23 protein-coding genes are annotated in these 23666 nt (G+C 61.0%); 8 read left to right on the top strand and 15 right to left on the bottom strand.

What is annotated here, in order from left to right:
* Positions 1-622: 622 nt before the first annotated feature.
* The 4 genes from PspS49_RS17695 to PspS49_RS17680 all read right to left on the bottom strand — a co-directional run bounded on the left by PspS49_RS17695 (position 623) and on the right by PspS49_RS17680 (position 3916).
* Positions 623-2029, bottom strand: coding sequence for a heavy metal sensor histidine kinase (locus tag PspS49_RS17695; RefSeq protein WP_160040787.1), 1407 nt, complete (start codon positions 2027-2029; stop codon positions 623-625).
* Positions 2026-2697: a heavy metal response regulator transcription factor gene (locus tag PspS49_RS17690; RefSeq protein ID WP_007918415.1), complete on the bottom strand. Its 672-nt coding sequence runs from the start codon at positions 2695-2697 to the stop codon at positions 2026-2028. The genes PspS49_RS17695 and PspS49_RS17690 overlap by 4 nt, the downstream gene beginning before the upstream one ends.
* A 9-nt stretch (positions 2698-2706) precedes the next feature.
* On the bottom strand, positions 2707-2964 hold the full coding sequence (locus PspS49_RS17685; protein WP_122607625.1) for a DUF2790 domain-containing protein: 258 nt from the start codon (positions 2962-2964) through the stop codon (positions 2707-2709).
* 241 nt (positions 2965-3205) lie between these two features.
* A complete protein-coding gene (locus PspS49_RS17680; protein WP_007918401.1) occupies positions 3206-3916 on the bottom strand; it encodes a murein L,D-transpeptidase catalytic domain family protein in 711 nt (236 codons plus the stop codon).
* 151 nt (positions 3917-4067) lie between these two features.
* Between PspS49_RS17680 and PspS49_RS17675 the strand changes: the two genes are divergently transcribed.
* Positions 4068-5684, top strand: coding sequence for a L,D-transpeptidase family protein (locus tag PspS49_RS17675; protein ID WP_160040785.1), 1617 nt, complete (start codon positions 4068-4070; stop codon positions 5682-5684).
* A gap of 3 nt (positions 5685-5687) precedes the next feature.
* On the opposite strand, the gene PspS49_RS17670 is transcribed toward PspS49_RS17675, so the two are convergent.
* A complete protein-coding gene (locus PspS49_RS17670) occupies positions 5688-6203 on the bottom strand; it encodes a DoxX family protein (protein WP_160040783.1) in 516 nt (171 codons plus the stop codon).
* A gap of 351 nt (positions 6204-6554) precedes the next feature.
* On the opposite strand from PspS49_RS17670, the gene PspS49_RS17665 reads away from it, so the two are divergent.
* From PspS49_RS17665 to PspS49_RS17655, 3 genes are all read left to right on the top strand, one after another.
* Positions 6555-7439, top strand: a complete 885-nt coding sequence (locus tag PspS49_RS17665; protein ID WP_160040781.1) for a LysR substrate-binding domain-containing protein — start codon at positions 6555-6557, stop codon at positions 7437-7439.
* A gap of 104 nt (positions 7440-7543) precedes the next feature.
* Positions 7544-8653, top strand: coding sequence for an agmatine deiminase (aguA, locus tag PspS49_RS17660; protein WP_150750878.1), 1110 nt, complete (start codon positions 7544-7546; stop codon positions 8651-8653).
* A 2-nt stretch (positions 8654-8655) separates the two neighbouring features.
* Entirely contained in the window at positions 8656-9753 is a 1098-nt protein-coding gene (locus PspS49_RS17655) for an extracellular solute-binding protein (protein ID WP_160040779.1), read from the top strand.
* A 194-nt stretch (positions 9754-9947) separates the two neighbouring features.
* Here PspS49_RS17655 and PspS49_RS17650 read toward each other — a convergent pair whose 3' ends face one another.
* From PspS49_RS17650 to PspS49_RS17640, 3 genes are read right to left on the bottom strand one after another with little or no spacing between them, the layout of a single operon-like run.
* Positions 9948-10577: a DNA-3-methyladenine glycosylase gene (locus tag PspS49_RS17650; RefSeq protein ID WP_127928622.1), complete on the bottom strand. Its 630-nt coding sequence runs from the start codon at positions 10575-10577 to the stop codon at positions 9948-9950.
* Between the two features lies 1 nt (position 10578).
* Positions 10579-11376 carry an isocitrate lyase/phosphoenolpyruvate mutase family protein gene (locus PspS49_RS17645; protein ID WP_160040777.1) on the bottom strand — a complete coding sequence of 266 codons (798 nt, stop codon included), beginning with the start codon at positions 11374-11376 and terminating at the stop codon, positions 10579-10581.
* Positions 11377-11408: 32 nt separating this feature from the next.
* The gene (locus PspS49_RS17640) at positions 11409-12491 is read right to left on the bottom strand and encodes a trifunctional transcriptional activator/DNA repair protein Ada/methylated-DNA--[protein]-cysteine S-methyltransferase (RefSeq protein WP_160040775.1); all 1083 of its coding nucleotides are present in this window, start codon (positions 12489-12491) and stop codon (positions 11409-11411) included.
* Between the two features lie 210 nt (positions 12492-12701).
* Here PspS49_RS17640 and PspS49_RS17635 point away from each other — a divergent pair, with 210 nt between their 5' ends.
* Positions 12702-13115, top strand: coding sequence for a VOC family protein (locus tag PspS49_RS17635; protein ID WP_038366096.1), 414 nt, complete (start codon positions 12702-12704; stop codon positions 13113-13115).
* Here the strand turns inward: PspS49_RS17635 and PspS49_RS17630 are convergent.
* Positions 13112-13732, bottom strand: coding sequence for a LysE family translocator (locus tag PspS49_RS17630; RefSeq protein ID WP_150750881.1), 621 nt, complete (start codon positions 13730-13732; stop codon positions 13112-13114). The genes PspS49_RS17635 and PspS49_RS17630 overlap by 4 nt on opposite strands.
* A 275-nt stretch (positions 13733-14007) precedes the next feature.
* On the opposite strand from PspS49_RS17630, the gene PspS49_RS17625 reads away from it, so the two are divergent.
* The 3 genes from PspS49_RS17625 (at position 14008) to PspS49_RS17615 (ending at position 17690) form a co-directional block, all read left to right on the top strand.
* Complete coding sequence (locus tag PspS49_RS17625) at positions 14008-14622, top strand: biliverdin-producing heme oxygenase (RefSeq protein ID WP_160040773.1); 615 nt, start codon at positions 14008-14010, stop codon at positions 14620-14622.
* Positions 14619-16856: an ATP-binding protein gene (locus tag PspS49_RS17620; protein ID WP_160040771.1), complete on the top strand. Its 2238-nt coding sequence runs from the start codon at positions 14619-14621 to the stop codon at positions 16854-16856. Before PspS49_RS17625 ends, PspS49_RS17620 begins: the two co-directional genes overlap by 4 nt.
* A 246-nt stretch (positions 16857-17102) precedes the next feature.
* On the top strand, positions 17103-17690 hold the full coding sequence (locus PspS49_RS17615) for a LysE family translocator (protein ID WP_160040769.1): 588 nt from the start codon (positions 17103-17105) through the stop codon (positions 17688-17690).
* A 137-nt stretch (positions 17691-17827) separates the two neighbouring features.
* On the opposite strand, the gene PspS49_RS17610 is transcribed toward PspS49_RS17615, so the two are convergent.
* The 6 genes from PspS49_RS17610 to PspS49_RS17585 all read right to left on the bottom strand — a co-directional run bounded on the left by PspS49_RS17610 (position 17828) and on the right by PspS49_RS17585 (position 23578).
* On the bottom strand, positions 17828-18136 hold the full coding sequence (locus tag PspS49_RS17610) for an antibiotic biosynthesis monooxygenase (RefSeq protein ID WP_160040767.1): 309 nt from the start codon (positions 18134-18136) through the stop codon (positions 17828-17830).
* Positions 18137-18158: 22 nt separating this feature from the next.
* On the bottom strand, positions 18159-19142 hold the full coding sequence (locus PspS49_RS17605; RefSeq protein ID WP_160040765.1) for a zinc-dependent alcohol dehydrogenase family protein: 984 nt from the start codon (positions 19140-19142) through the stop codon (positions 18159-18161).
* A 61-nt stretch (positions 19143-19203) separates the two neighbouring features.
* The gene (locus PspS49_RS17600; protein ID WP_077572353.1) at positions 19204-19506 is read right to left on the bottom strand and encodes a metalloregulator ArsR/SmtB family transcription factor; all 303 of its coding nucleotides are present in this window, start codon (positions 19504-19506) and stop codon (positions 19204-19206) included.
* Between the two features lie 185 nt (positions 19507-19691).
* Positions 19692-20525, bottom strand: a complete 834-nt coding sequence (locus tag PspS49_RS17595; RefSeq protein WP_160040763.1) for an AraC family transcriptional regulator — start codon at positions 20523-20525, stop codon at positions 19692-19694.
* A gap of 35 nt (positions 20526-20560) precedes the next feature.
* Positions 20561-21064, bottom strand: a complete 504-nt coding sequence (locus PspS49_RS17590) for a VOC family protein (protein WP_160040761.1) — start codon at positions 21062-21064, stop codon at positions 20561-20563.
* A 93-nt stretch (positions 21065-21157) separates the two neighbouring features.
* On the bottom strand, positions 21158-23578 hold the full coding sequence (locus PspS49_RS17585; RefSeq protein WP_160040759.1) for a TonB-dependent receptor: 2421 nt from the start codon (positions 23576-23578) through the stop codon (positions 21158-21160).
* Positions 23579-23666: the final 88 nt, after the last annotated feature.

Genomic DNA, 23666 nt, shown 5'->3' with positions numbered 1-23666 from the left:
GAGCAAGCTCGCTCCCACAGGGGGGCGGGTTGATCAGTAGGTCTCCGGCCGAACCGCGATCAAATGTGGGAGCGAGCCTGCTCGCGAAGAGGCCGGCACAGCCAACATCCCCGGTGACTGACACACCGCTTTCGCGAGCAAGCTCGCTCCCACAGTGGATCGGGTTGATCAGTAGATCTTCGGCCGAACCGAGATCAAGTGTGGGAGCGAGCCTGCTCGCGAAGAGGCCGGCACAGCTAACATCCCCGGTGACTGATACACCGCTTTCGCGAGCAAGCTCGCTCCCACAGTGGATCGGGTTGATCAGTAGATCTTCGGCCGAACCGAGATCAAGTGTGTGCGAGCCTGCTCGCGAAGAGGTCGGCACAGCCAACATCTCCGGTGACTGGCACACCGCTTTCGCGAGCAGGCTCGCTCCCACAGGGGGGCGGGTTGATCAGTAGATCTTCGGCCGAACCGAGATCAAGTGTGGGAGCGAGCCTGCTTGCGAAGGGGGCGGTACAGCCAATATCTCCGGTGACTGACACTCTGCTTTCGCGAGCAGGCTCGCTCCCACAGGGGAGCGGGTTGGTCAGTAGATCTTCGGCCGAACCGAGATCAAGTGTGGGAATGGTGTTGATGTTCAGTCCCGAGATTGCCGGGCGGGGAAGAACAGTTCGAAGCAGGTGATGCCATCGGCACTGCTGGCGCTGTAGCGGCCCTGATGCAACTGCATGATGGTTGCCACGATCGACAGGCCCAGACCGTTGGATTGCGCCGAGCGCTCACGGGACTGATCGACACGGTAGAAACGTTCGAACAGCCGCGCCAAGTGTTCAGGGGCAATGGTTGTGCCGTGGTTACGCACCCGCACATAACTGCCATCCGGCTCGGCAATCGCCTCCACCTGCACCGTCGAATTCGCCGCACCGTACTTGATCGCATTGGCACACAGGTTGGCCAACGCGCGGCGCAACAGCATCGGTTCCGCCCAGATCACACCGCTACCACTGGCCTCGATACTCACCCCGACATCAGCCGCCAGGCCTTCAAAGTAATCGGCAATGCGCTGCATCTCATCCGCGGCATCCAGCTCCTGGCGCTGGCTCAAGGCGCTGGCCGGATCGGTGCGGGCCAGAAACAGCATGTTGTCGAGCATTCGCGTCAGCCGTTCGAGCTCTTCGACGTTGGAGGCGAGCAACTGTTGATACGCCTCGCTGCTGCGATTCTGCTGCAGCGCGACCTGGGTTTCGCCGAGCAGATTGTTGATCGGCGTGCGCAACTCGTGGGCCATGTCGGTGGACACCTGACTCAACTGCGCAAAGCCCTTGGCGAGTCGATCAAGCATGGCATTAAAGGCTTCGATCATAGGCTGCAATTCTCGCGGCGCACCGCTGCTGGCAAGGCGTTCGCCAAGGTTGCCGACGCCGATGCCATGAGCGTGTTTCGCCAGTCGCCGTAACGGCAGCAACCCGCGATACACCAGCAGGCAGCCGACCACCGCCAGCACCAGCGCTGCCAGCGAGGCGAGGCCATAAACACTCAAACGGTAGTTGGCAAGCATCGCCGTGCGCTCGCTCATCAGGCGCCCGGTGGTGACTTGCAGATTGCCCAGCTCACCGGAATCGATACTCGCCGCCACCGCCGAAAACGGCACACCGTCGACACTCGGCAGGTGCTGCACGTCTTCCAGCGTCATCGCCTGGTCGATGGGCACCGCCGGCAACGTCGGCGTGCTCAGATTGCCCGGGTTGACCACCAGCAGCGGCGGTTGCCCCGGCGCACCGATGGTCAGCAGCGCTTCGCGGTTGCCAAGCATGTTCTGGAACAGTGCCGGTTTGTTCTTGATCAGCTCCAGGGTGTTGCTGTCGTTGAGGAACGTGCGCAGTTGATCGACGCGGCTAACCAGTGAGATGTCGTCGCGGCGGGTCAGCTGTTCTTCCAGTTCGCCATACAGCGCCGCGCCGAGGCCGGCCAGTGAGGCGAACGCGAGCAGGGCGAAGGCCAGCGCCAGGCGCAGGGTCAGTGAATACGGGCGATGGGGGCTCATGGCTGCGTATCGAAGCGATAGCCGATGCCACGCACGCTGTGGATCAGCTTGAGCTGGAACGGGTCATCGATCTTCGCCCGCAAGCGGCGCACGGCGACATCGACGACGTTAGTGTCGCTGTCGAAATTCATGTCCCACACCCGTGAGGCGATCAGCGAACGCGCCAACACTTGCCCGGTATGCGTGGCGAACAATTGCAACAACGCAAACTCCTTGTTGGTCAGGGTGATGCGCACCCCGGCGCGGCTCACGCGGCGTTTGAGCACGTCGATCTGCAGATCAGCAACCTGCAGCTGTTCGTCTTCATGGATCGGCCCGCGCCGGGTCAGGGTGCGCAGGCGCGCCACCAGTTCGGCGAAGGAAAACGGCTTGATCAGGTAATCGTCGGCGCCCAGTTCCAGGCCTTTGACGCGGTCAGCGATATCGTCGCGGGCGGTGAGGAACAGTACCGGCGTGTCGGCCTCCTTGCGCAACCGGCGCAGGACTTCCCAGCCATCCATTTTCGGCATCATCACATCGAGCACGATCACATCGAAACTGTGTTCCAGCGCCAGGTGCAGCCCGTCGGCACCGTCGCGGGCGAGGCTGACGCTGTAACCCAGTTCCTGCAAACCGTTGAGCAGGTAATTGCCGGCCTTGGGTTCGTCTTCGACAACCAGAATATTCATCGATCAGTCTCAATGGTCATTGATGCAGCCGCTGCCTTGTACCTGATAGTCCAGCACATGTTCGCGGCCCTGATGGTCGAGGTAATTCAATTGCGCCGGGACCACGCCGCACGCTTGTGAAATATCGGTGCTGGACAGGACTTTGTCGACATCCAGATTGACGTAGAAGCCGGATTTGTCATGAATCACGGCGGTGTCGGGCATGTTCGCGGCGAACACGCTGCCAGTGGCGAGGAGGGCGGTGAAGGCGAGCAGGAGGGTTTTCATGGTCAGTCACTCAGTGGTCGAAGTTGATCGGCATTGGCGCCGGGACAACTTCAGGCTACCGAGCGATCCGCACGGCAAACCGACAGCTGAATGACAAAGTTGTAATGAAACATGGGGCTGACAAGGATCAAATGTAGGAGTGAGCCTGCTCGCGATAGCGGTGTGTCAGGCACCATCTGTGTTGGTTGACACACCGCTATCGCGAGCAGGCTCACTCCTACAGGGGATTTGGGGTGGTCGGTCAGCTCGCGTGGGTATTGAGAATGCTCGCCACCTGCTGCGGCTGGCAGTTGAGGTACGGCGACGATTTCAGCCAGCGCTGATCCGGGTACCACGAAAACATGAACTGGCCATTCTTCAGGCGGTCGATCACCTGCTTGGCGATCTGCGGTCGTACCGCCGGGCAACCCTGGCTGCGGCCGATACGTCCTTGTTTCTTGCTCCACAACGGATTCACATAACTGGCGGCGTGAATGACGATCGCACGATCGCGGGCCATGTCATTGAAACCCGGCTCCAGACCGTCCATGCGCAGCGAATAACCGTGGGTGCCGCTGTAACTTTCCTGGGTGCGGAACAGGCCGAGGCTGGACTGGTAACTGCCTTCGACATTGGAAAACTGCGTGGCGAAGTTTTCCCCGGAGTTGGAGCCGTGGGCGACCAGATCGCGCAGCACCAATTTCTTTTTGCTCAGGTCGAAGATCCACAGGCGGCGTTCGGTGGACGGTTGCGAATAGTCGATGATCGCCAGATGGCGGGACGGCTTCGCACCGTTGTTGACCGCGCATTGCATGGCGTTCAAAGCACCTTTCAGCGCTTGGGGATTGAGTTCTGGCGCGGCGTGCGCGAGGCTGGTGAAGAGAACCGGCGATGGTTTGCCGGCGGCAAAAACTGGACTGGTCACGACGATAGCGGTGGCAGTCAGCAGAAGTCGGCGCAAAAACGTCAACATTTTATAAAGTGTCCTCACTTGCTACATATTTGGCACTTTGGCTCCTGACTCCCAGTCAATACCCGCAAGCCCGTTGATCGAGCCTGACTCTCAAGCGCACCTGATGTAAGGTTGGCCATCATCTGGACGGCCATGGATTGGAGTAAAGCAGTTGTTCAAAAAGTACGCATGCTACTTGAGCATTTGTTTGCTCGCTGCGCCGTTTGTCGCTTGTGCCGATGAGCCGTTGCCGCCGCTGGAGACATTGCCAACGCCACCGGCCGAGATGCCGGTCGAGCCGCAAAGTCCCTTGCAGGCTGTAATGATCAGTCTGCCGCAGTCGTGCCCGGCGATTGCCGCGCATCTCAACGGCCCGGCGCTGACGCAATTGCAGGCGTTCTACCAGCAGCAGGACTGGATGCCGGTGTGGGCCAGTGAATCGGCACGATTGCCGGTGTTGCGCGCGCAATTGCAGCTGTTGGCCGATGATGGTCTCAATCCAAAACGCTATCCGGTCGCAACCACGGCGCCTCAGGATGGCGAGTTGTGTGCCGACATCGACATCAGCCGCAACTACCTCCAGGCCCTGCAGGATCTGCACTTCGGAAGCCTGCTGCAATCACACTTCGAACCGCTGTGGCATGCCGACGCCAGCCCGCGTGACCGTCAGGCGGAATTGTTGGCGATCGCCGTACCGGGCATGCACGACATTCCCGCCGCGTTTGATCTGGCCCGTCCGCGCCTGGCGCAATATCAGGACCTGCGTCAGCTCTACGCGGCGCAACGGCTCAAAGCCTTGCCGCAATGGCAGTCGGTCGGCAGCGGGCCGCTGCTGCGCCCGGACATGGAAGACAAACGCGTGCCGGAACTGGCTCAGCGTCTGTACAGCGAAGGCTATCTGACTCAGATCATTGGTACGTCCGGCAATGCGTATGACGGCGTGCTGGTCGACGCCGTGAAGAGTTTTCAGGCCAATCATTCGTTACAGGCCGACGGTGTGGTCGGGCCGGGCACGATTGCCGAACTCAACATCAGTCCGCTGACCCGCCGTGAACAATTGCGCGTGAACCTTGAGCGTTTCCGCTGGATGGCCCAGGACATAGAGCCCGATGGCTTGCTGGTCAATGTCGCCGCCGCTGAGTTGACGCTGTATCAGGGCGGCGTGCCGGTGTGGCAGACCCGCACCCAGGTCGGTCGCGCGGAGCGCCAGACGCCGCTACTGAAATCGCGGGTGACGCGCCTGACCCTGAACCCGACCTGGACCGTACCGCCGACCATCTGGAAGGAAGACAAGCTGCCGGAAATCCGCAAGGACCAGACCTTCCTCAGCCGCCAGAACCTGCAAGTGCTCGACGCCAACGGGCAGCCGTTGGCGGCAGCGGATATCGACTGGGACAACCCCGGTAACATCATGCTGCGTCAGGACGCCGGGCCACGTAATCCGTTGGGGCAAATGGTCATCCGCTTCCCCAATCCGTTCTCGGTGTACCTGCACGACACGCCAAGCAAGGCGCTGTTTGAAAAGGGCCCGCGTGCCTTCAGCTCCGGCTGCGTGCGGGTCGAGCATCCGATGCAACTGCGTGATCTGCTGCTCACCCCGGCGGAAAAGGCCCGCACTGAAACCCTGCTGGCCACCGGCACCACCCACGAATTTCGCCTGTCGGCGCCGGTGCCGATCCTGATGACCTACTGGACAGCGCAGGTCGACAGCAGCGGAAACGTGCGTTACGCGCCGGATATCTACAGCCGTGACAGCGCCTTGCTCGTCGGGCTTGACCGGGCGCATTGAGTCTCAGCGGGTGGTTCTGTTCCAGAACACCCGCGCCAGCCACGCATCGACACTCAATTTGCCAGCCCCGGCGAACACCAGCGGCACTAGCGCCGCCAGGTAAATCGCCGGCAGCTTGAAGTTGCCGAAGCCTTTGTTGGTGATTGCATAACCCTGCGCCAGCTCGCTCAGTGACGACCAGTCGGCCGGCCAGTGCACGGCAGCGGTGGCGACGACCGTTACCACCATCAGCGAAATCGCTGAGATCCGTGTCCCGAAGCCCACAAGAATTGCCAGCGCGCAGATCAGTTCGGCCCACATCGACAGTTCCCAGTTCAACGTTGCCGGCAGGTGATCGAAGGGGAAGGGGAATTTGTCCTGAATGTCTTCGAACCAGTTCTGCCCGTTGAATTTCTCCAGCCCGGATTCGAAAAATTCCCAGGCGATGAACAGACGCAGGGTCAGAGGCGCGAGCCAGGTACCGGCGCGGTCGAGGTTCAGGTGCAGGCCTTTGACGGCGCTTGAAAGGGTGGTGGTCATGCTGCAGCTCCGGTGAGTTGAGTGAAATCGACCGGGGTATTTCAGCGTCGGGGTGTATCGGGGATGTGTCGGCGGGGTGGGGGATTGTGCTTTTGGTGTGTCTGCGGCTTCGGGGTATACAGTGCGATACAGTCAGAGGCCCCTCGACTGACCGAGGTGTCTTGCGTCATCCATCGACCTGAAAATCCGAGTCGATTATGGATTCACCCAAGCACGTTGAGGTCGGCGTACATCCTCAATATCCCCCGATCGGCTCCCTCTCCCTCCGGGAGAGGGCTGGGGTGAGGGCAACAGGGCTGGACGCAGACCCACAGCCCAGTCAGCATGGCCAAAAAAACGGACCAGCCCCCCATGCGACGACTTCCCTCACTGGCCGCCCTGCGCACCTTCGAATGCGCCGCCCGCCACGCGCATTTCGGCCGTGCAGCCGCCGAACTGTGCGTCACCGACAGCGCCGTCAGCCATCAGATCCGCCAGCTCGAAGAGCAACTTGGCGTGCCGCTGTTCATCCGCGAAGGTCGGCAAATCCGCCCGACCATCGCCGCCGGGCGCTTGATGCAGAGCCTGCAACAGGCCTTCGAACTGATCGGCGATGCCTGCGATGAATTGCGCGACCCATCCTCGCTGGCGGTGCTCAGACTGGCCGTCACTGCGGAGCTGGCGCAGAAGTGGCTGATGAGTCGCCTCAGCGATTTCTATGCGCGCTATCCGCACATCACCTTGCACCTCTACGAACAACCGATCGACGCCAGTGCACCGGGCGAAGACATCGACCTGGCGATCACCTACGGCACCGGCCCGGTCGACAGCAGTGCCTACTTCGTGCGGCCTCTGCCAGCCCTGCAGTTCTTCCCGGTGTGCAGCCCCGGTCTGTTCAACCAGGGCACCTTGAAAACACCCAAGGATCTGGTTCGCCACTGCCTGCTGCACGACGATCAGGACGGCAAGACCTGGACCGCGTGGCTGACCAGCCACGCTGGCGATTTACGCCCGCAGCGTCAGCTGTATTTCGCCCACGCCGGTCTGGCGCTGGAAGCGGCGGCGCAAGGGCAGGGCGTGGCCATGGGCGACAACCTCACCGCGCAAGAAGATCTGCAAAGTGGCCGGCTGGTGCGGCCCTTCGCCTCCAGTATGACCGCCCTCGGCCAATACGCACTGGTCTGCGAACGGCTGCGGCTGGAGCGCCCGGCGGTGGCGCAGATGCTCGAATGGTTCAACGATCAACTGGTCGATTGATGAGTTGAATTCAACTATTCCGTAATAATCATCGTTGGCGGGCGCAGTGCGCGCGCCCTTAGCCTGTGGTCATTCCAATCCCATCGCGAAGACGAGGTTTGACCATGGCACGTTTGCTCGACTCCACCCCCAAACACGACGGCTTCCGTCTGCCCGGCGAATTTGAAGCCAAGTCTGGCTGCTGGCTCGGCTGGCCGGAGCGCACCGACGTGTGGCGCAACGGCGCGAAACCGGCGCAGAAAGTCTGGGTGCAGATCGTCACCGCCATCTCCCATAGCGAACCAGTCACCGTGTGCGCCTCAGCCGCGCAGTTCGCCACGGCGCGTCGGCAGTTGCCGCCACAAGTGCGCGTGATCGAGATGACCTGCAACGACACCTGGTTCCGCGACAGCGGCCCATGCTTTGTGGTCAACGATCAGAGCGGTGAAGTGCGTGGCGTCGACTTCGAATTCAACGCCTATGGCGGTCTTGACGGCGGCCTGTATTACCCGTGGGACAAGGACGACCAGATCGCCAGCAAGATCCTCGAAATCGAGCGCTTCGACCGCTACCGCGCGCCGCTGATTGCCGAGTTGGGCGGCATCCAGAGCGACGGTCAGGGCAGCATCCTCACCACCGAACAATGCCTGCTCAACCGCAATCGCAACCAGCATCTGGGCAAGGACGAAGTCACCCGACGCCTGACCGATTACCTCGGCGCCGAGCAAGTCATCTGGCTGCCACGCGGCTGCAAGTTCGACGAAACCGACGGCCATGTCGACGACCTCGCCTGTTTCGTGCGTCCCGGTGAAGTGGTGCTGCAATGGACCGACAACCGCGACGATCCGCAATGGGAAATCTACCAGGAGGCCTACGACATCCTGCGCAGCACCCGCGACAGCCGAGGGCGCGAGCTGATCGTGCACAAACTGCCGCAACCGGATGTGCTCGAGTGGACCGCCGAAGAAGCCGACGGCCTCGATCAGCAGGACAGCACCCACACCCGTCAGGCCGGCACGAAAATCTGCGCGTCGTACATCAACTATTACGCCGGCAACAGTTCGATCGTGGTGCCGCTGTTTGGTGATCGCAACGATCAAGTGGCGCTGGCGACGCTGGCCGAACTGTTCCCGCAGCACAAAATCGTCGGCATCGAAAACTCCCGGGAAATCCTCCTCGGTGGCGGCAACGTCGCGTGCATCACCATGCCGCAATACGCCGGCAAAGGAGTGTAATCATGGGCCTGCACAAACTGACTCAAGCGTTATTGCTGGTGCTTGCACCCCTGTGTGTGCAGGCTGCTGACTCCGCCAAACCGGTGGTTAATCTGTACATCTGGGGTGAGTACCTGGCGCCGGATACGCTGAAGAATTTTGAGGCAAAGACTGGTATTCATGTGGTCGCCGATCACTTTGATTCGCTGGAAACCGTAGAGACCAAACTGCTTACCGGGCGCAGCGGTTACGACCTGGTGTTAACCGCTGGCCAGCACCTGTCGCGCGCCATCGAGAGCGGCGCGATCCAGCCGCTGGACAAGGCCCGGGTGCCGCATTTTGTCGGGGTTGGCGAGGAGTTTCGTCAGCACATGGCGGTGTTCGATCCGGGCAATCGTTACGCCGGGATTTACGCTTGGGGCACCACTGGCGTCGGCTATCAGGAAGAGGCAATCAAGCACCGTGCGCCCGATGCACCGACGGACAGTTGGGCGATGTTGTTCGATCCGGCGGTGGTGGCGAAATTCGCCGATTGCGGGGTGAGTCTGCTCAACGATCCCAACGAGGTATTCGCCGCTGTCATGAAGTACATGGGGCTGGACATCAACCGGCAGAACCTCGATGACTTGAAACTCGCCGAGCAGCAACTGGCGAAGATCCGGCCGTATATTCGTTACTTCGATAACGACCTGAATATCAGCGATCTGGCCAACGGCAACACCTGTGTGGCGATGTCGTGGAACGGCAACGTCGCCATCGCGGCGGGGCAGGCGGAAGCGGCGAAGAAGCCGTTCAAGTTGAGTTACCGGATTCCGAAAGAGGGTACGTTGATCTGGTTCGATGCCATGGTCGTGCCCAAGGACGCACCGCATCCCCAGGCCGGGTTGGCGCTGATGGATTATCTGATGACGCCGGAAGTGATTGCGCCGATCACCGACACCATTCATTACGCCAATGCGATCACAGCGGCGGATGGTTTGGTGGACGCGTCGATTCGTAATGATCCGGGGACGTATCCGTCCGCGCAGGTCAGGGCTTCGTTGTACAGCAAGAATGACAATGGCAAGGCGTTCAATCGGGCGTTGATCCGGGCGTTCAGCCGGTTGAAATCCGGGCTTTGAAAAGCCGACCCTCACCCCAGCCCTCTCCCGGAGGGAGAGGGAGCCGACCGAGGTGTCTTGCGTTATACATCGACCTGAAAAACCGAGTCGATTATGGATCTAAGTCTTGGCGATCATGGATTCAAAGACGCTATTTCAAGTCGGTGTAGATCTCCAATCTCCCCCAATCAGTCCCCTCTCCCTCCGGGAGAGGGCTAGGGTGAGGGCAGCGGTTTAGGCACCCGCCACAAATACCACGCCGCCACCGTCCGATACGGCCTCCACGCCAACCCGATCTCAACCATCTGCCTGCGCGTTGGCTGCACCTCCAGCCCCTTCAACCGCCGATACCCCTCGCGAACACCAAAATCATCCGCCGGCAGAATATCCATGCGCTCCAGGCTGTAGATCAGCAACATCTCCACCGTCCAGCGACCCACCCCGCGCAAACTGACCAAACGTTCGATCAGCGCCTCGTTATCCATCGCCAGCGCGGTGGCGTAATCCGGCACCACACCCTCCAGCGTTGCCTGGGCAATGCCCTGAATCGTCGCAATCTTGCCAGCGGAAAACCCGCAACTGCGCATTCGCTCGAAATCCGTCGCAAGAATCTGCTCGGGCCGCGGAAACGACTGCCCGGGAAACAACCCCACCAACCGCCCGACAATCGCATCGCCAGCCTTGGCATGCAGTTGCTGATAAGCAATCGCCCGCACCAGCGATTCGTACGGATCACGCGCCGGATGCGGTTGATGCAGGCACGGGCCGACCGCTGCGATATGGCGCTGCCAATCTGCATCGAGCGCGGCCAGAAACGCGCTGGCCGCTGGATAGGCGTCGGCCATGTTATTTCAGCAAACCGTTGACTTCGCCGTAGCTGAACGCCTTGAGGTCATGGGTATCGAGCTTGCCGCTGGCCAGAAAGCTTTTCACCAGCCCACCCATCGCGCCATAGAGGAATTCGGCAATGCCGGAACCCGCGCTCAAGCGGCGCACGCCCAGCGCTTGCAGTTCTTCAGGCGAAGGCAGGCAAGCGAAACCAAGGACATTGACTGGCAGCGCAGTGCCCTTGCAGATGGCCTCGATTTCATAGGCCGACGTGACGCCCGCCGCGAACAAACCATCAGCGCCGGCCGCTTGATACAGCGCCGCCCGATGCAGGGTTTCGGCGACGCGATCCTCGGCTGGCACAAGGCTTTTCAGATACACGTCGGTGCGCGCATTGATGAACAGCTGCACATTGCGTTTGTTGGCAACCTGTCGCGCCACTTCGATCTTGCGCGCGAGCAATTCAGGATCCGCCGAACCATCCTCGATATTGATGCCGACGGCACCCGTCGCGATCACCGCATCGAGCACTTCGGCCACGCGCCCGAGGTCATCGGAATACCCGGCCTCGACATCCACGGTCAACGGAATGCTGATCACCCGGGCGATGGATTCCACCGTCGACACCAGACGTTCGAGGGGCAGGGTGTTGCCGTCCGGATACCCGTGGGCCCAGGCCACCGCCGCGCTGCTGGTGGCCACGGCTTTACCGCCCAGATGCTCGACCAGTCGCGCCCCGGTGGCGTCGGCGACATTGGTCAGCATCAACAGGCCTTGCTGGTGCAACTGGTGAAACTGCGTAGCGAGCGCGTTCATCAAAAATCCTTCTTGTCAGTTGATGAGGTTGGTCAGAATGCCAGTTGTTGGGTGAGCTGCACGGCGGCGTTTTCCAGCCGCAGCAGAAACGCTTTGCGCGGCTGCCCACCACCATAGCCGGTGAGCGAGCCATCCGCGCCGATCACCCGATGGCAGGGCACCACAATCGATAACCGATTGTGCCCGTTGGCCAGACCGACCGCGCGACTGGCGCCGGGTTTGCCCAAACCGGCGGCGATGGCGCCGTATGTACTGGTGTGGCCGTAGGGGATTTGCAGCAACGCCGACCAGACCTGCCGGGCAAACTCGCTGCCGGGCAGATGCAGAGGCACGGTAAAGGTATTTAGTTGGCCGGCGAAATACTGCGCCAGTTGCTGCTCGATCTGCTGCAAATGCGCGTTGTGCCCCGGCGCGACCGCGTAGCCATAGCGGTTCTGCAGTTCCTCGACTTCGCGTGTCAGCGCCGGGCGATCGAGAAACTCCAGCAACACCAGCCCACGGCGTTCGGCCATGGCAATCATCGGCCCCAGCGGCGTGGTCAACCGAGTGAACAGCAGCGGCTCGCTGTGTTCGACGCGACCGGGGGTGATGTGGAAGGACTTCTGAAAGGCATCACGAAAACCGCTGAGCGATTCATAACCCGAATCAAACGCGGCGTGATCAATCGAGGTGCCTTGCTTGATCCCGCCCAGCGCCATGCCCAAGCGGCGCGTACGCAGCCACGCATGGAAGGTCATGCCGAAATGCTGCTTGAACCAGCGCCGCAGCTTCAGTGGCTCGATACCTTCGGCGAGCAACTGCGCATCGCTCCAGCGCAGCTCCGGATCGGCCTCTACGGCTTTGAGCAGGCGCTGCACCCAGTCCGGCGCGATGGCCGCGGCGTCCAGCGGCTTGCAACGCAGGCAGGCGCGATAGCCGGCAGACAGGCATTCGTCGGCATGGGCGAAGAATTCGACGTTCTCCGGTTTCGGCTTGCGCGCCGTGCAACTGGGGCGGCAGAAGATCCCGGTGGTTTTCACCGCCGTGAAGAACACGCCTTCATAGGCAGTGTCGCGTTCGAGCATGGCGCGAACCATCTCGGCGTGGGGCGGCAGGACAGCGGTTTGTATGTTCATGGACTGAGAGTAAAACCAGTTTGTCGATGGCTCCACCGAAAAATCGACAGTGAATTTTCAAATCCCCTGAACTACCGTGTAGGAGCTGCCGCAGGCTGCGATCTTGATCGTTACCACGCTCTGCGTGGGAATGCAGCCGGGACGCTCCGCGTCCCAAAATCCACAGATCGCCGCTATCGGCAGCTCCTACCGTTTGTTGAGGTGTGCCCGATGCATCCGTTTTCCATCCAACACATTGATCACATCGTCCTGCGCGTCGCCGATCTGCAACGCAGCATCGACTTCTACAACCAGGTCTTCGGCGCCGAAGTGGTCAAGCGCAACGAGCCGCTGGGCCTGATCCACCTGCGCGCCGGCACTTCGATGATCGACCTCGTCGACCTGCAAGGCGAACTCGGCCGCAAGGGCGGCGGGGCGGCCGGGGCCGAGCGGCGTAACGTTGATCATTTCTGCCTGCGCATCGAACCGTTCGATGAAGCAGCGCTGATTGCACACCTGCAAACCTTCGGCCTGACTGTGGCAAAAGCCGAATCACGCTTCGGCGCCGAGGGCAAAGGGCTGTCGCTGTATTGCTTCGACCCGGATGGCAATCAGGTCGAACTCAAAGGCCCGTCCGAGGCTTAAGCACGTTTCGCCGTCAACAGCACCGATGCCGCCGCCGACAGCAGGCCTGCGCAGCAACGATTGAAGATCCGTTTGCCGCGCGGCTCGGCGAACCAGCGGCGCATGTGCAGGCCCATCCACGCGTAGGCGCTGATGGCGATCCACTCCAGCAACAGAAACAGCACGCCCAGCACCGCGAATTGCGCCGGCACCGGGCGCGCCGGGTCGACGAACTGCGGCAGAAACGCGGTAAACAACAGGATCGCCTTCGGATTGCCCGCCGCCACCAGAAACTCCTGCCGCGCCAACGCAAAGAAACCAACGGTCGCGCCCGTTACCTGTTGCTCGGCCTCAGGATTGGCCCGCCACAACTGCCAGGCCAGATACAACAGATACGCCGCGCCAATGATCTTGATCGCATGGAACAGCCATACCGAGGTCTGCAGCACCACCGACAGGCCCGCACCGGCCAGCGCAATCATTCCGGCGAACGCCAGAATCCGCCCGATGCCCGCCGTGCACGCGCGGCGAAAGCCATAACGCGTGGCGTTGCTGACCGACAGCAGATTGTTCGGCCCAGGGGCCATGTTCAGGGCGAAACAGGCCGGAAGAAACAGGGTGAGGGTGGCGAGATCCATGGCGGCACTCCAGTAACGAGAACGATGTTTTTATCACAGCCCCCACGCGCTCAGACCCATACAGTCACGCAGCGCTGCCGCGGTACAGCGCCCGGCGCTGTTGGGCAACGCGGTCGAACTTTTTGCAGATGCCTTCACTCTGTATCAGTCACAGGGTGATGGTTTCGTCAGAAAAAACTATCCATCCGGTCAGATACGGCGATAGCCGTGTAAAATCTCGCCGACGTTGTACCCACCCCGTTTGGCCCCAGGCGGCCCCACCAAGAGCGATCTACATGCAAGCAAAGGCCCGTGAAGTTTATGTGCCACCGGTGCTGCAAGATCTGCGAGCCGGCACTGCCGAACTGCACATCGCACTGGAAAAACGCCTTCCTTTTTTCTCCGATTTTCTCGATACGCAGGCTTTTGTGCGGCTGATGCAGGCTTATTACGGCTTCTATCTGCCGCTGGAAAACGCTTTGCTACGCAGCGATGCAATGCCTGCCGATTTTGAACTGACGCCTCGACTCAAAGCGCCAACCTTGCGCACTGATCTGCACGCGATGGGCGTATCTGCCGAAGCGCTGCAAAGCCTGCCGCAATGCGAGCAGTTGCCGGTCATCGATTCAAGCGCTGCCTGCCTGGGCGTGCTCTACGTGCTCGAAGGCGCGACGCTCGGCGGGCAGATTCTGCGCCGGGAAATCTCCACCCGGTTAGGCCTGGAAGCCGATAACGGCGCGGCCTTTCTCGATATCTACGGCGCCGCCACGGGCCGGCGCTGGCGGGACTTTATCGAATACCTCGGCAGTCGGCCGATGAGCCCCGTCGAGCGCGCCGCTGTCGTCACGGCAGCACAAACCACATTCAGCTGTTTCGAGCGCTGGCTCGAAAGCCGGGAGGTACTGGCATGAACCCGCAAGACAAAGAAGCCTTTGAAGAACTGCTGGCCAACTGTGCCGACGAGCCGATCCGTTTCCCCGGTGCGATCCAGCCCCACGGTTTGCTGCTGACCCTGAGCGAGTCTGAGCTGGCGATCATTCAGGTCAGCGCCAATGTCGAAACGTTGCTGGCCCGAGAGCCGCAAAGCTTGATCGGCCAGCCGCTGGCAAGCCTGATCGGCGATGCCGAAGCGGCAAAAGTGCGCGAAGCCTTGCTGCAACCGTCGCTGTCCGACTTGCAGCCGCTGCGCTTCCGGCTCAATGGCACCGCGTTCGAGGGCCTGCTGCATCGCCATCAGGGCGTGCTGATTCTGGAGCTGGAAATCCACGTCGAGAATTTCCAGCCGCGCAACGTCGCCGGCAACCAGACCCATCTGGGGCGCATGCTCCAGCGTCTGCAAGCGGCCACCACCTTGCAGGCGCTGTACGACATCAGCGTCAAGGAAATCCAGGCCATGACCGGTTACGACCGGGTGTTGATCTACCGTTTCGAAGAGGAGGGCCACGGTCAGGTCATCGCCGAAGCCTCGGACCCGTCGATGGAAGTGTTCAACGGCCTGTTTTTCCCGGCGTCGGACATTCCCGAGCAGGCGCGCGAGCTGTATCGCACCAATTGGCTGCGGATCATCCCCAATGCCGATTACCAACCGGTGCCGCTGCTGCCAAAGCTGCGCCCGGACACGAACACGCCGCTGGACCTGAGTTTCGCCACCCTGCGCAGCGTTTCGCCGATCCACTGCCAGTACATGAAGAACATGGGCGTGCTGTCGTCGATGAGCATTTCCCTGCTCAAGGGTGACAAGCTCTGGGGCCTGATCAGTTGCGGCAATCGTCAGCCACTGCACGTGCCGCATGAGTTGCGCGCCGCATGTCAGACCATCGGCCAGGTGCTGTCGCTACAGATCAGCGCCATGGAAGCACTGGAGATCAGCCGCCAGCGTGAAGAGAAAGTCGAGGCCTTGGCGCTGCTCAATCAGGCGATGATCGACTCGCCGCAGAATGTCTTCGACGGACTGGCCAACCAGCCGCAGACCCTGATGGCGCTGACCAATGCCGGCGGTATTGCAATCATCGAAGACAAGCAGCTGCACCGTTACGGCAACTGCCCGGAGCCGGAAGAAATCCGCGCCTTGCACAAGTGGTTGCAGGACAGCGGCGAGGCGGTGTTTGCCAGTCATCACCTGGCCAGCGTCTACCCGCCGGCCGCGCAGTATCAGCAGGTGGCCAGCGGTGTGCTCGCCATGAGCTTGCCGAAACCGGTGGACAACGGTGTGTTCTGGTTCCGTCCGGAGGTCAAGGAAAACATCAATTGGAGCGGCGATCCGCGCAAGCCGCTGGACCTGGAAAACTCCGACGCCGGCCTGCGTTTGCGCCCGCGTACCTCGTTTGAAATCTGGAAAGTCGAGATGGCCGGGATCTCCACCAAGTGGAGCCACGGTGATCTGTTCGCCGCCAACGATCTACGGCGTTCGGCACTGGAAAATGATCTGGCGCGGCAAGTGCGTCGTGAGCAGGAAGCGGTGCGCGCCCGCGATGAGCTGGTGGCCGTGGTATCCCACGATCTGCGCAACCCGATGACCGTGATTTCGATGCTCTGCGGCATGATGCAGAAGGCTTTCAGCTCGGACGGCCCGCACACTTCGCGGCGCATCTCGACGGCCATCGACACCATGCAACAGGCTGCCGGCCGCATGAATACGCTGCTGGAGGATTTGCTCGATACCTCGAAAATCGATGCCGGGCGCTACTCCATCATCCCGCAGAAACTTGACGTCGGGCAGATGTTCGAGGAGGCGCAGGCACTGCTCGCGCCGCTGGCGCTGGACAAGGACATCAGCATTTCCTTTGCCGCCGATCCTGATCTGCGCATCCACGCCGACCCGGAGCGGCTGTTTCAGGTGCTGTCGAATCTGGTCGGCAACGCGATCAAGTTCACTCCGCGTCTGGGCAGGGTGGGCGTGCATGCGACGTCGGTCGGCGATGACATTGTCTTCACCGTGCGCGACAGTGGCGAAGGCATTCCCAAGGAGCATCTGCCGCACGTGTTCGACCGTTACTGGACGGTGAAAGAGGGCAACCCGACCGGCACTGGTCTCGGTTTGTACATCACCCAAGGCATCGTCGAAGCCCACGGCGGTCGGATCTTCGCCGAGAGCGAGCCGGGGCAGGGCAGCGAGTTCCGCTTCACCGTGCCGCGTTTGGACTGAGCGTCGATTTTCATGTGGGAGCAAGCCTGCTCGCGAATGGGATTGTTTGATCGTTCCCACGCTCTGCGTGGGAATGCCTCAACGGACGCTCTGCGTTCGGCTCTGGAAGGGACGCGGAGCGTCCCGGGCTACATTCCCACGCAGAGCGTGGGAACGATCAGGATCACAGGGGCATTTTCTTCAATACCCAGGATCGGGCGCTCGATACCGTGAGCACCTTGTTCCTCGATTTGAAGCAGGTGTGCGATGAGTCTGATTGTTTCCATGGCGGCGTTTGCGTTGGCGGCGTCGATCACGCCGGGGCCGGTGAACATTGTGGCGTTGAGTTCCGGGGCGCAGTTCGGTTTTCGCGCCAGTCAACGGCATGTTGCCGGGGCCACGTTGGGGTTTGTGTTGCTGCTGGTGCTGATGGGGTTGGGTCTGCACGAGGTGCTCAAGCTCTGGCCATTCATGACCCGCGTGGTGCAACTGGCCGGTGTGGCGTTTCTGCTGTTCATGGCGTGGAAACTGGCCGTGGATGACGGGCAATTGAATGCCCGTGAATCAGGGCGAGCGCCATCGATGCTGTATGGCGCGGTGATGCAGTGGCTTAACCCGAAAGCCTGGCTGGCCTGCGTCGCGGGTATGGGCGCGTTTGTCGCCGATGGCGAGGCGCGGCTGGTGTGGCAGTTTGCGGCGGTGTATCTGGTGATCTGTTATCTGTCGGTGGGTTGTTGGGCGTATGCCGGGACGTTTTTGCGTGGGTATCTGAGCAATGCGGCGGGGATGCGCTGGTTCAATCGGAGCATGGCGGGGTTGTTGACCGTCAGCGCGATATACCTGCTGCTACCGTAAACCCTGTAGGAGTGAGCCTGCTCGCGATAGCGGCGTATCAGTCAATATAGATGTCGACTGATACGCCGCTATCGCGAGCAGGCTCACTCCTACAATGGATCGCGGGTAGCCGAGAGATTGTTCGTCACTTTCCGGAGCTAGTCGAACGGCTGCTGAAAGGCGCCGCCCTCAATGTGATACACCTTCGGCTCTTCGGAAAAATATTCCTCCAGACCCAGCATGAACAGCCGATGGTCCTCACTCGCTTCAAACCCCGGCGTGTGATCCTCAAGGGATCGCCAGCGCACAATCAAATTGAACACCCCAGGCGTTTCAATTCCCTGCGCAAGCAAGTGCCCGCCGTAACCCTTGGCGCGTTTGAGCAACGGCTCGACCTTGGCAAACGCCTGCCGGAAGGCTTCGGTTTTCCCTGTGTGAACGGGCAGTAAAGCGATCTCATAAATCATGATGTTCTCCTCGGAACTGAGTTCAGCGATTGGCGAGTTCGGGCGACGGCGCGACGGCAATCGCGATTTTGCCTTGGACGCCGTTGTTAGGCGTTTCCAGCAAGGCATGGGCGAGGCCGATGTCGGCCAGTGGATAGACTGCGCCAACGTGTGGACGCAACTGACCGTTTGCGATCAAGGCGCTCAGTTCATCGAGCTTGCCGCGGTTTTGCCGGGTGAACACGAAGTGATAACTGGCGTTCTTGCCCCACGCCTGAATCAGGTTTTGTGGCTGGGCAAGGTCGACGATCGACACCACGCGACCAAGCTGTGCAAGCGCGTCAGGGCTGCGTGACAAGGCGTTGCCGCCGATGGTGTCGAACACCACATCGACGCCGCGCCCCTCGGTCTCGCGCAGGATCGCGTCGACGTAATCCTCCTTTTCATAGTCGATCAGCACATCGGCGCCCATGCGCCGTGCGAACTCAAAATTGCCTTCACGCACGGTGGTGAAGACCTTCGCGCCGATGGCTTTGGCCAGCTGGATCGCAACATGGCCGACGCCGCCTGCACCGCCGTGGATCAGAATGCTTTCGCCGACCCTGAGCGCGGCCCGCACGACCAATGCTTCCCACGCGGTTCCGCCCACCAGGCTCAGGCTGGCCGCTTCGAGGTGACTCAACGCGGGCGGCTTCTTGGCGACAATGCTTTGCGCCGCAACGTGGTACTCGGCATAACTGCCCGGGCCGGCAAATATTTGCGGGGTGTACCAGACCTCGTCGCCCGGTACGAAGGCCGTCACCCCCGGCCCAACGGCTTCGACAACGCCAGAAACGTCGTGCCCGGTAATGGCGGGGAGGGGCACCAGATCGGCATAGTCGCCACGGCGAACCTGATAATCCAGCGGGTTGATGGAGGTGGCGTGCACCCGTACCAGGACTTCGCCCGCTTGTGGCACTGGCTTGGGCACGTCGCGCAGTTCGAACGATTGCGCGCCGCCAAATGAAGTAAGGATCATCGCTTTCATTGCATTGCCTCGTTTCGGTAAAAAGGGATATCGGGAATTCTCGATATAATGGGGTAAAAAATTACAGCTCGCTGCCGATGATCTCGGCCAGCGCACTGATCGCTGCTTCGTTGCGTTTGTAATAGGTCCATTGGCCGATGCGCCTGACTTCCACCAGGCCGGCGCGTTGCAGCGTCGCCAGATAATCAGACACCGTCGACTGCGACAGCCCGACGCCTTCCTGAATACTGCTGACGCAAACACCCACCGTGTGCACGTCACCCTCATCCTGGGGCGGAAAGTGTTTCTCGGGATCCTTCAGGCCTTTGAGGATTTCCAGGCGCGTACGGTTCGAGAGGGCTTTGAAGATTTCGAGTAGTTCCATGCCGCGACGATATCGGAATTTACCGATATGTCAATATCTGAATGTGTTGGCCAGCGATTGATCTTTCCCATGCTCCGCGTGGGAATGCCTCATCGGACGCTCTGCGTTCGGCTCTGGAAGGGACGCGGAGCGTCCCGGGCTGCGTTCCCACGCGGAGCGTGGGAACGATCAATCGGGGCAAGCCGTCAGCCGCGATATTGGCCGGGCGTGGCCGCCAGGTGCTGCTTGAACGCCCGCTGAAAATGCGCCTGATCGGCAAACCCTGCCTCAAGCGCCACATCCGCGATCAACTGGCCGTCGCGCAAACGCTCGCGGGCAAACTGGATGCGCTGGTTGACCAAAAAGGCGTGGGGCGTCATGCCGTAATGCTGTTTGAAGGCGCGGATCAGGTACGACGGTGAAAGCTGTGCAGCGGCGCAGATGTCGTCGAGGTTCAGCACTTCGGTGCAGTGCTCGCGGATGAAATCGGCAGCGCGTTCCAGTTTGAAATTTGGCTCGCGCTGAGAGTGGCCGGCGGGGTTCAAACGCAGTTGCAGACCGCTGAAAAACTCCACCGCAGCGCTTTGCTTGCGCAGCACATCCTGTTGCGGGTCGACCAACGTTTGATACAGCCCGTTCAGCTCGTTGAACAGCTCAGCGTCATCAAGGTGTGTGGTGGAAAAGCGCCGAAACTCAAGATCACCGGCGAACCCCAACTGATGCTGCAGATCCGTCAGCCACGGCGTCTCGACGTACAGCATCACATACGACCAAGGCTGGTCATCAATCGGATTGCACGCATGCACATCACCGGGATTCATCAGCACCACGGTGCCCGCCGCGACATCGAACTGCGCCTGTTCATGCACATACGTGCTGCGCCCGGCGGTGATTGCGCCAATGGAAAAGTGCGCATGGGAATGCCGCGCATAGCAGACCTCGCGACCATCGGCGATGGCCCGCGCTTCAATGAATGGCAGCGCCGCGTCGCGCCAGAAGCGCGGGGCTTTTTCAGGGTTTTTGGCGGCAGCGTGTTTCATCGTTGTTATTCCCGGCAGGCCAGGGCGCCAGTGTATTAGCTCTGGCCGGCAAAGGCCCGTTCGAGTTCGGCAATATCGAGTTTTTTCATTGTGAACATGGCCTGCATCGCTCGCTGCGATTTGCTGGTGTCGGCATCGAGCATCATGTGCATGAACGCCACCGGGACGATCTGCCATGACACCCCGAACTTGTCCTTGAGCCAGCCGCATTGCTGGGCCTCGACAGGGCCGCCCTCGGACAGATGGCCCCAGAAATGGTCGACTTCTTCCTGATTCTGGCAGTTGACCTGAAACGAGATCGCCTCGCTGAATTTGAACATCGGCCCACCGTTGAGCCCGGTGAAGGTCTGGCCGTCGAGCTCGAAACTGACGGTCATCACTGCACCTTCCGGCTTGCCGTGAAATTCCTGACCGACCTTGCTGTAGTGGGTCAGGCCGGTGATTTTCGAGTGATCGAAGATCGAGCAGTAGAACTTCGCAGCGGCTTCGGCCTGATCGTCGAACCACAGGCAAGGGGTGAGTTTTTGAAAGCGTTGCATGGCAGTCATCCTCGGCAGGTTAGACACGCAGGATTAACAGCGTAGTCAGTCCCTGGTCGATTGCCGGTGCCGTAGATCGACAAGTTGCCGGGGTCAGAAATCCCAGCGCGCCGTCAGTTGCAGGTTGCGCGGTTCGCCGTAGAAACCGGTGCCGAAATTGCCAAGGCCCGTGTAGTAGCTCTTGTCGAAGAGGTTCTTGATGTTGAGCGAAGTACTCAGGTGCTCGTTGAAGCGATAGCGCGCCATCGCGTCGACCAGGTAGTAACTGTCCTGCGTGATGCGCGCGTTCTGCTTGGCGCCGGGCTGGAATACGTTGCCGAAAAATTCACTCTGCCAACTGACACCGCCGCCCAGGGTGAGGTTTTGCCAGGCGCCGGGCAGGCGATAGCTGCTGAACAGCCGCACCAGTTGCTCCGGCGCCGTGGTTTGCAGGATCGAGGCGTAGACCGGATCACCCCTGGCATCGCGGGTGTGGTTGTAGGCGTAGCCGGCGGAGAGGTTCCAGCCTTCGGCGATTTCACCGGCCAGTTCGAACTCGAAGCCCTTTGTAGTCGCACCTTGCACGGCGCGGTACACCGCCTGATTGTCGAAGCCGCTGACCTGTTCGGCGACGTTGTCCTGCTCGATGCGGAACACGGCGAAACTGGCGTTGAGCCGGCCGTCGAAATATTCGGCCTTTATCCCCGCTTCGTAGCTGTCGCCCTGCACCGGGTCGAGTATCTGGCCCGTGGCGTCCTTGCTCAGTTGCGGTTGATAGATGCGCGTGTAACTGGTGTAGAGCGAGTACGTGTCATCGAGGTCGTAGACCACACCGGCATACGGTGTGACCACCCCGGTCTGGCGGTAGCCGTCGCGAACATTGGCCGTATTCGGGTCGCTGTAATCGAGATGGTCGCTGCCCCTGAAATCACTGACGCGTGCGCCGAGGATCAGCGCCAGATCGTCGCTGCCCCTGAAGCGCGTCGAGAGGTATGCGCCGGTCTGGCGTTGGCGGATGGCGTCCGTGCCGATCTGCGGGATATCCGGTTTGGCGAACTCGCCATGCCAGTCGAAAATACTGCCGTTGAGCGGCGGGTACACCGAGCCGTAAACCGGGTTGTCCTGGCGCGTGTTCATCGACATGAAACCGACCAGCAACTGATGCTCGCGACCGAACAGGCTGAACGGCCCGCCGAGGTTGATATCAAGATTGTCCTGCACCTCGTCGCCCTTGAATTGGCCCATGTACAGGAACATGCCGTCGCCGCTCACCGGATCCGGATTGCCGCCACTGGCGGAGCCGAGGAGGGTGTCGTGTTCGCGGTGTTTGCGGTCGTAGCTGATTTTCAACGCCCAGTCGTTTTGCAATAGCCGGGTGACGGCGGCAAACAAGGTCTGGTTGATAAAGTCGCGGCGGCTCCAGTCTGTGGCCGGGTTGAACGAGCGCGAGAAATTCGTCCGCGAACCGTCGCTGTAGAACATCGGGAAACCGGTCCAGGTGGCACCGCGTGAGCGGGTGTTCTGTTGATCGAAACCAACGGTCAACAGAGTGTCCGGGTTCAGATCGGCTTCGACGACGGCGTAGGCGATGTCCTTGCTGTTCTGGTAGTGATCGGCGTAAGCGCTGCGTTCCTGATGGACGCCGACGAAGCGTGCGCGCAGGTTGTCGTTCAGCGGGCCTGCAATGTCAAATTCGCTGCGATAGTTGTCCCACGAACCGACGCTGCCGCTGAGTGCGGCTTTGAACGCGGGCGTCGGGCGTTTGCGGATCAGGTTGACCGTGGCCGACGGGTCGCCCGAGCCGGTCATCAGGCCCGTGGCACCCTTGATGATTTCCACGCGATCGAAGGTCGCCATGTCGGTGCTGGTGGTGCCGTAATCGTAGACGCCGTCGTAGTCGGTGTTGACCCCGTCATACTGGAAATTGGTGATCGGCGTGCCACGGCTGGAAAATTCCCAGCGCTCACTGTCGTAGTTCTGCACGCTGATACCCGGTGCGCGGCGCAGGACGTCGGCGATGCCGTTGGCGCCCTGATCGTCGAGTTGCTGGCGGGTGATCACCGTGACCGATTGCGGGGTTTCGCGCAGGGACAGCGGCAGGCCAGTGGCGGAGGCGCTGAGGCCGGTGGTGTAGGCGTGAGTGTCCTCGGTGATGGCGCCGAGGGTTTTGCCGCTGATGGTGGTGGCGTCCAGTTGCAGTGGGGCTGCAGAGGCTGTGCTGCGCAGGACGTAACCGCCGCCGCTTTGCCGCTGCGCTTGCAGACCGCTGCCATTGAGGAGGATGTGCAAAGCCTGTTGCGGGGTGTAATCACCGCTCAGACCGGCGCTGCGGTTGTCTGCCGCCAGATCATTGTGCCCGGCGATAAACACGCCGCTCTGCTCGGCGAAATGGTTGAGCACTGTGACCAATGAGCCGGGAGCCACTGTGTAATGCTGCCTCTGCACATCTGCCAGCGCCATCGACACGCACAACCCCGGCACGGCAGATGCCATGGCCAGAGTAAAACGACAGCGGGCGAAGGTGGCGCGCAACATGGAATTTCCGGGGGCAATCAACGAAATGAGGGCTGCTGAGGATTAACCGAATGGACAAGCGAAAAGGGAACCGTGAGCTGAAAAAATC

Source organism: Pseudomonas sp. S49 (genome assembly GCF_009866785.1).
Classification (GTDB): Bacteria; Pseudomonadota; Gammaproteobacteria; order Pseudomonadales; family Pseudomonadaceae; genus Aquipseudomonas.
The sequence above is the reverse complement of the archived record's forward strand: the minus strand, read 5'-3'. Positions and strand labels throughout refer to the sequence as shown.

Coding starts and splice junctions, on each gene's coding strand:
- PspS49_RS17695 (WP_160040787.1), bottom strand. CDS start 2,029: ATGAGCCCCCATCGCCCGTATTCACTGACCCTGCGCCTGGCGCTGGCC.
- PspS49_RS17650 (WP_127928622.1), bottom strand. CDS start 10,577: ATGGCCGACGCCTATCCAGCGGCCAGCGCGTTTCTGGCCGCGCTCGAT.
- PspS49_RS17635 (WP_038366096.1), top strand. CDS start 12,702: ATGCATCCGTTTTCCATCCAACACATTGATCACATCGTCCTGCGCGTC.
- PspS49_RS17685 (WP_122607625.1), bottom strand. CDS start 2,964: ATGAAAACCCTCCTGCTCGCCTTCACCGCCCTCCTCGCCACTGGCAGC.
- PspS49_RS17595 (WP_160040763.1), bottom strand. CDS start 20,525: ATGAAACACGCTGCCGCCAAAAACCCTGAAAAAGCCCCGCGCTTCTGG.
- PspS49_RS17615 (WP_160040769.1), top strand. CDS start 17,103: ATGAGTCTGATTGTTTCCATGGCGGCGTTTGCGTTGGCGGCGTCGATC.
- PspS49_RS17640 (WP_160040775.1), bottom strand. CDS start 12,491: ATGAACATACAAACCGCTGTCCTGCCGCCCCACGCCGAGATGGTTCGC.
- PspS49_RS17630 (WP_150750881.1), bottom strand. CDS start 13,732: ATGGATCTCGCCACCCTCACCCTGTTTCTTCCGGCCTGTTTCGCCCTG.
- PspS49_RS17620 (WP_160040771.1), top strand. CDS start 14,619: ATGAACCCGCAAGACAAAGAAGCCTTTGAAGAACTGCTGGCCAACTGT.
- PspS49_RS17605 (WP_160040765.1), bottom strand. CDS start 19,142: ATGAAAGCGATGATCCTTACTTCATTTGGCGGCGCGCAATCGTTCGAA.
- PspS49_RS17680 (WP_007918401.1), bottom strand. CDS start 3,916: ATGTTGACGTTTTTGCGCCGACTTCTGCTGACTGCCACCGCTATCGTC.
- PspS49_RS17655 (WP_160040779.1), top strand. CDS start 8,656: ATGGGCCTGCACAAACTGACTCAAGCGTTATTGCTGGTGCTTGCACCC.
- PspS49_RS17600 (WP_077572353.1), bottom strand. CDS start 19,506: ATGGAACTACTCGAAATCTTCAAAGCCCTCTCGAACCGTACGCGCCTG.
- PspS49_RS17610 (WP_160040767.1), bottom strand. CDS start 18,136: ATGATTTATGAGATCGCTTTACTGCCCGTTCACACAGGGAAAACCGAA.
- PspS49_RS17585 (WP_160040759.1), bottom strand. CDS start 23,578: ATGTTGCGCGCCACCTTCGCCCGCTGTCGTTTTACTCTGGCCATGGCA.
- PspS49_RS17625 (WP_160040773.1), top strand. CDS start 14,008: ATGCAAGCAAAGGCCCGTGAAGTTTATGTGCCACCGGTGCTGCAAGAT.
- aguA (WP_150750878.1), top strand. CDS start 7,544: ATGGCACGTTTGCTCGACTCCACCCCCAAACACGACGGCTTCCGTCTG.
- PspS49_RS17645 (WP_160040777.1), bottom strand. CDS start 11,376: ATGAACGCGCTCGCTACGCAGTTTCACCAGTTGCACCAGCAAGGCCTG.
- PspS49_RS17665 (WP_160040781.1), top strand. CDS start 6,555: ATGCGACGACTTCCCTCACTGGCCGCCCTGCGCACCTTCGAATGCGCC.
- PspS49_RS17590 (WP_160040761.1), bottom strand. CDS start 21,064: ATGCAACGCTTTCAAAAACTCACCCCTTGCCTGTGGTTCGACGATCAG.
- PspS49_RS17670 (WP_160040783.1), bottom strand. CDS start 6,203: ATGACCACCACCCTTTCAAGCGCCGTCAAAGGCCTGCACCTGAACCTC.
- PspS49_RS17690 (WP_007918415.1), bottom strand. CDS start 2,697: ATGAATATTCTGGTTGTCGAAGACGAACCCAAGGCCGGCAATTACCTG.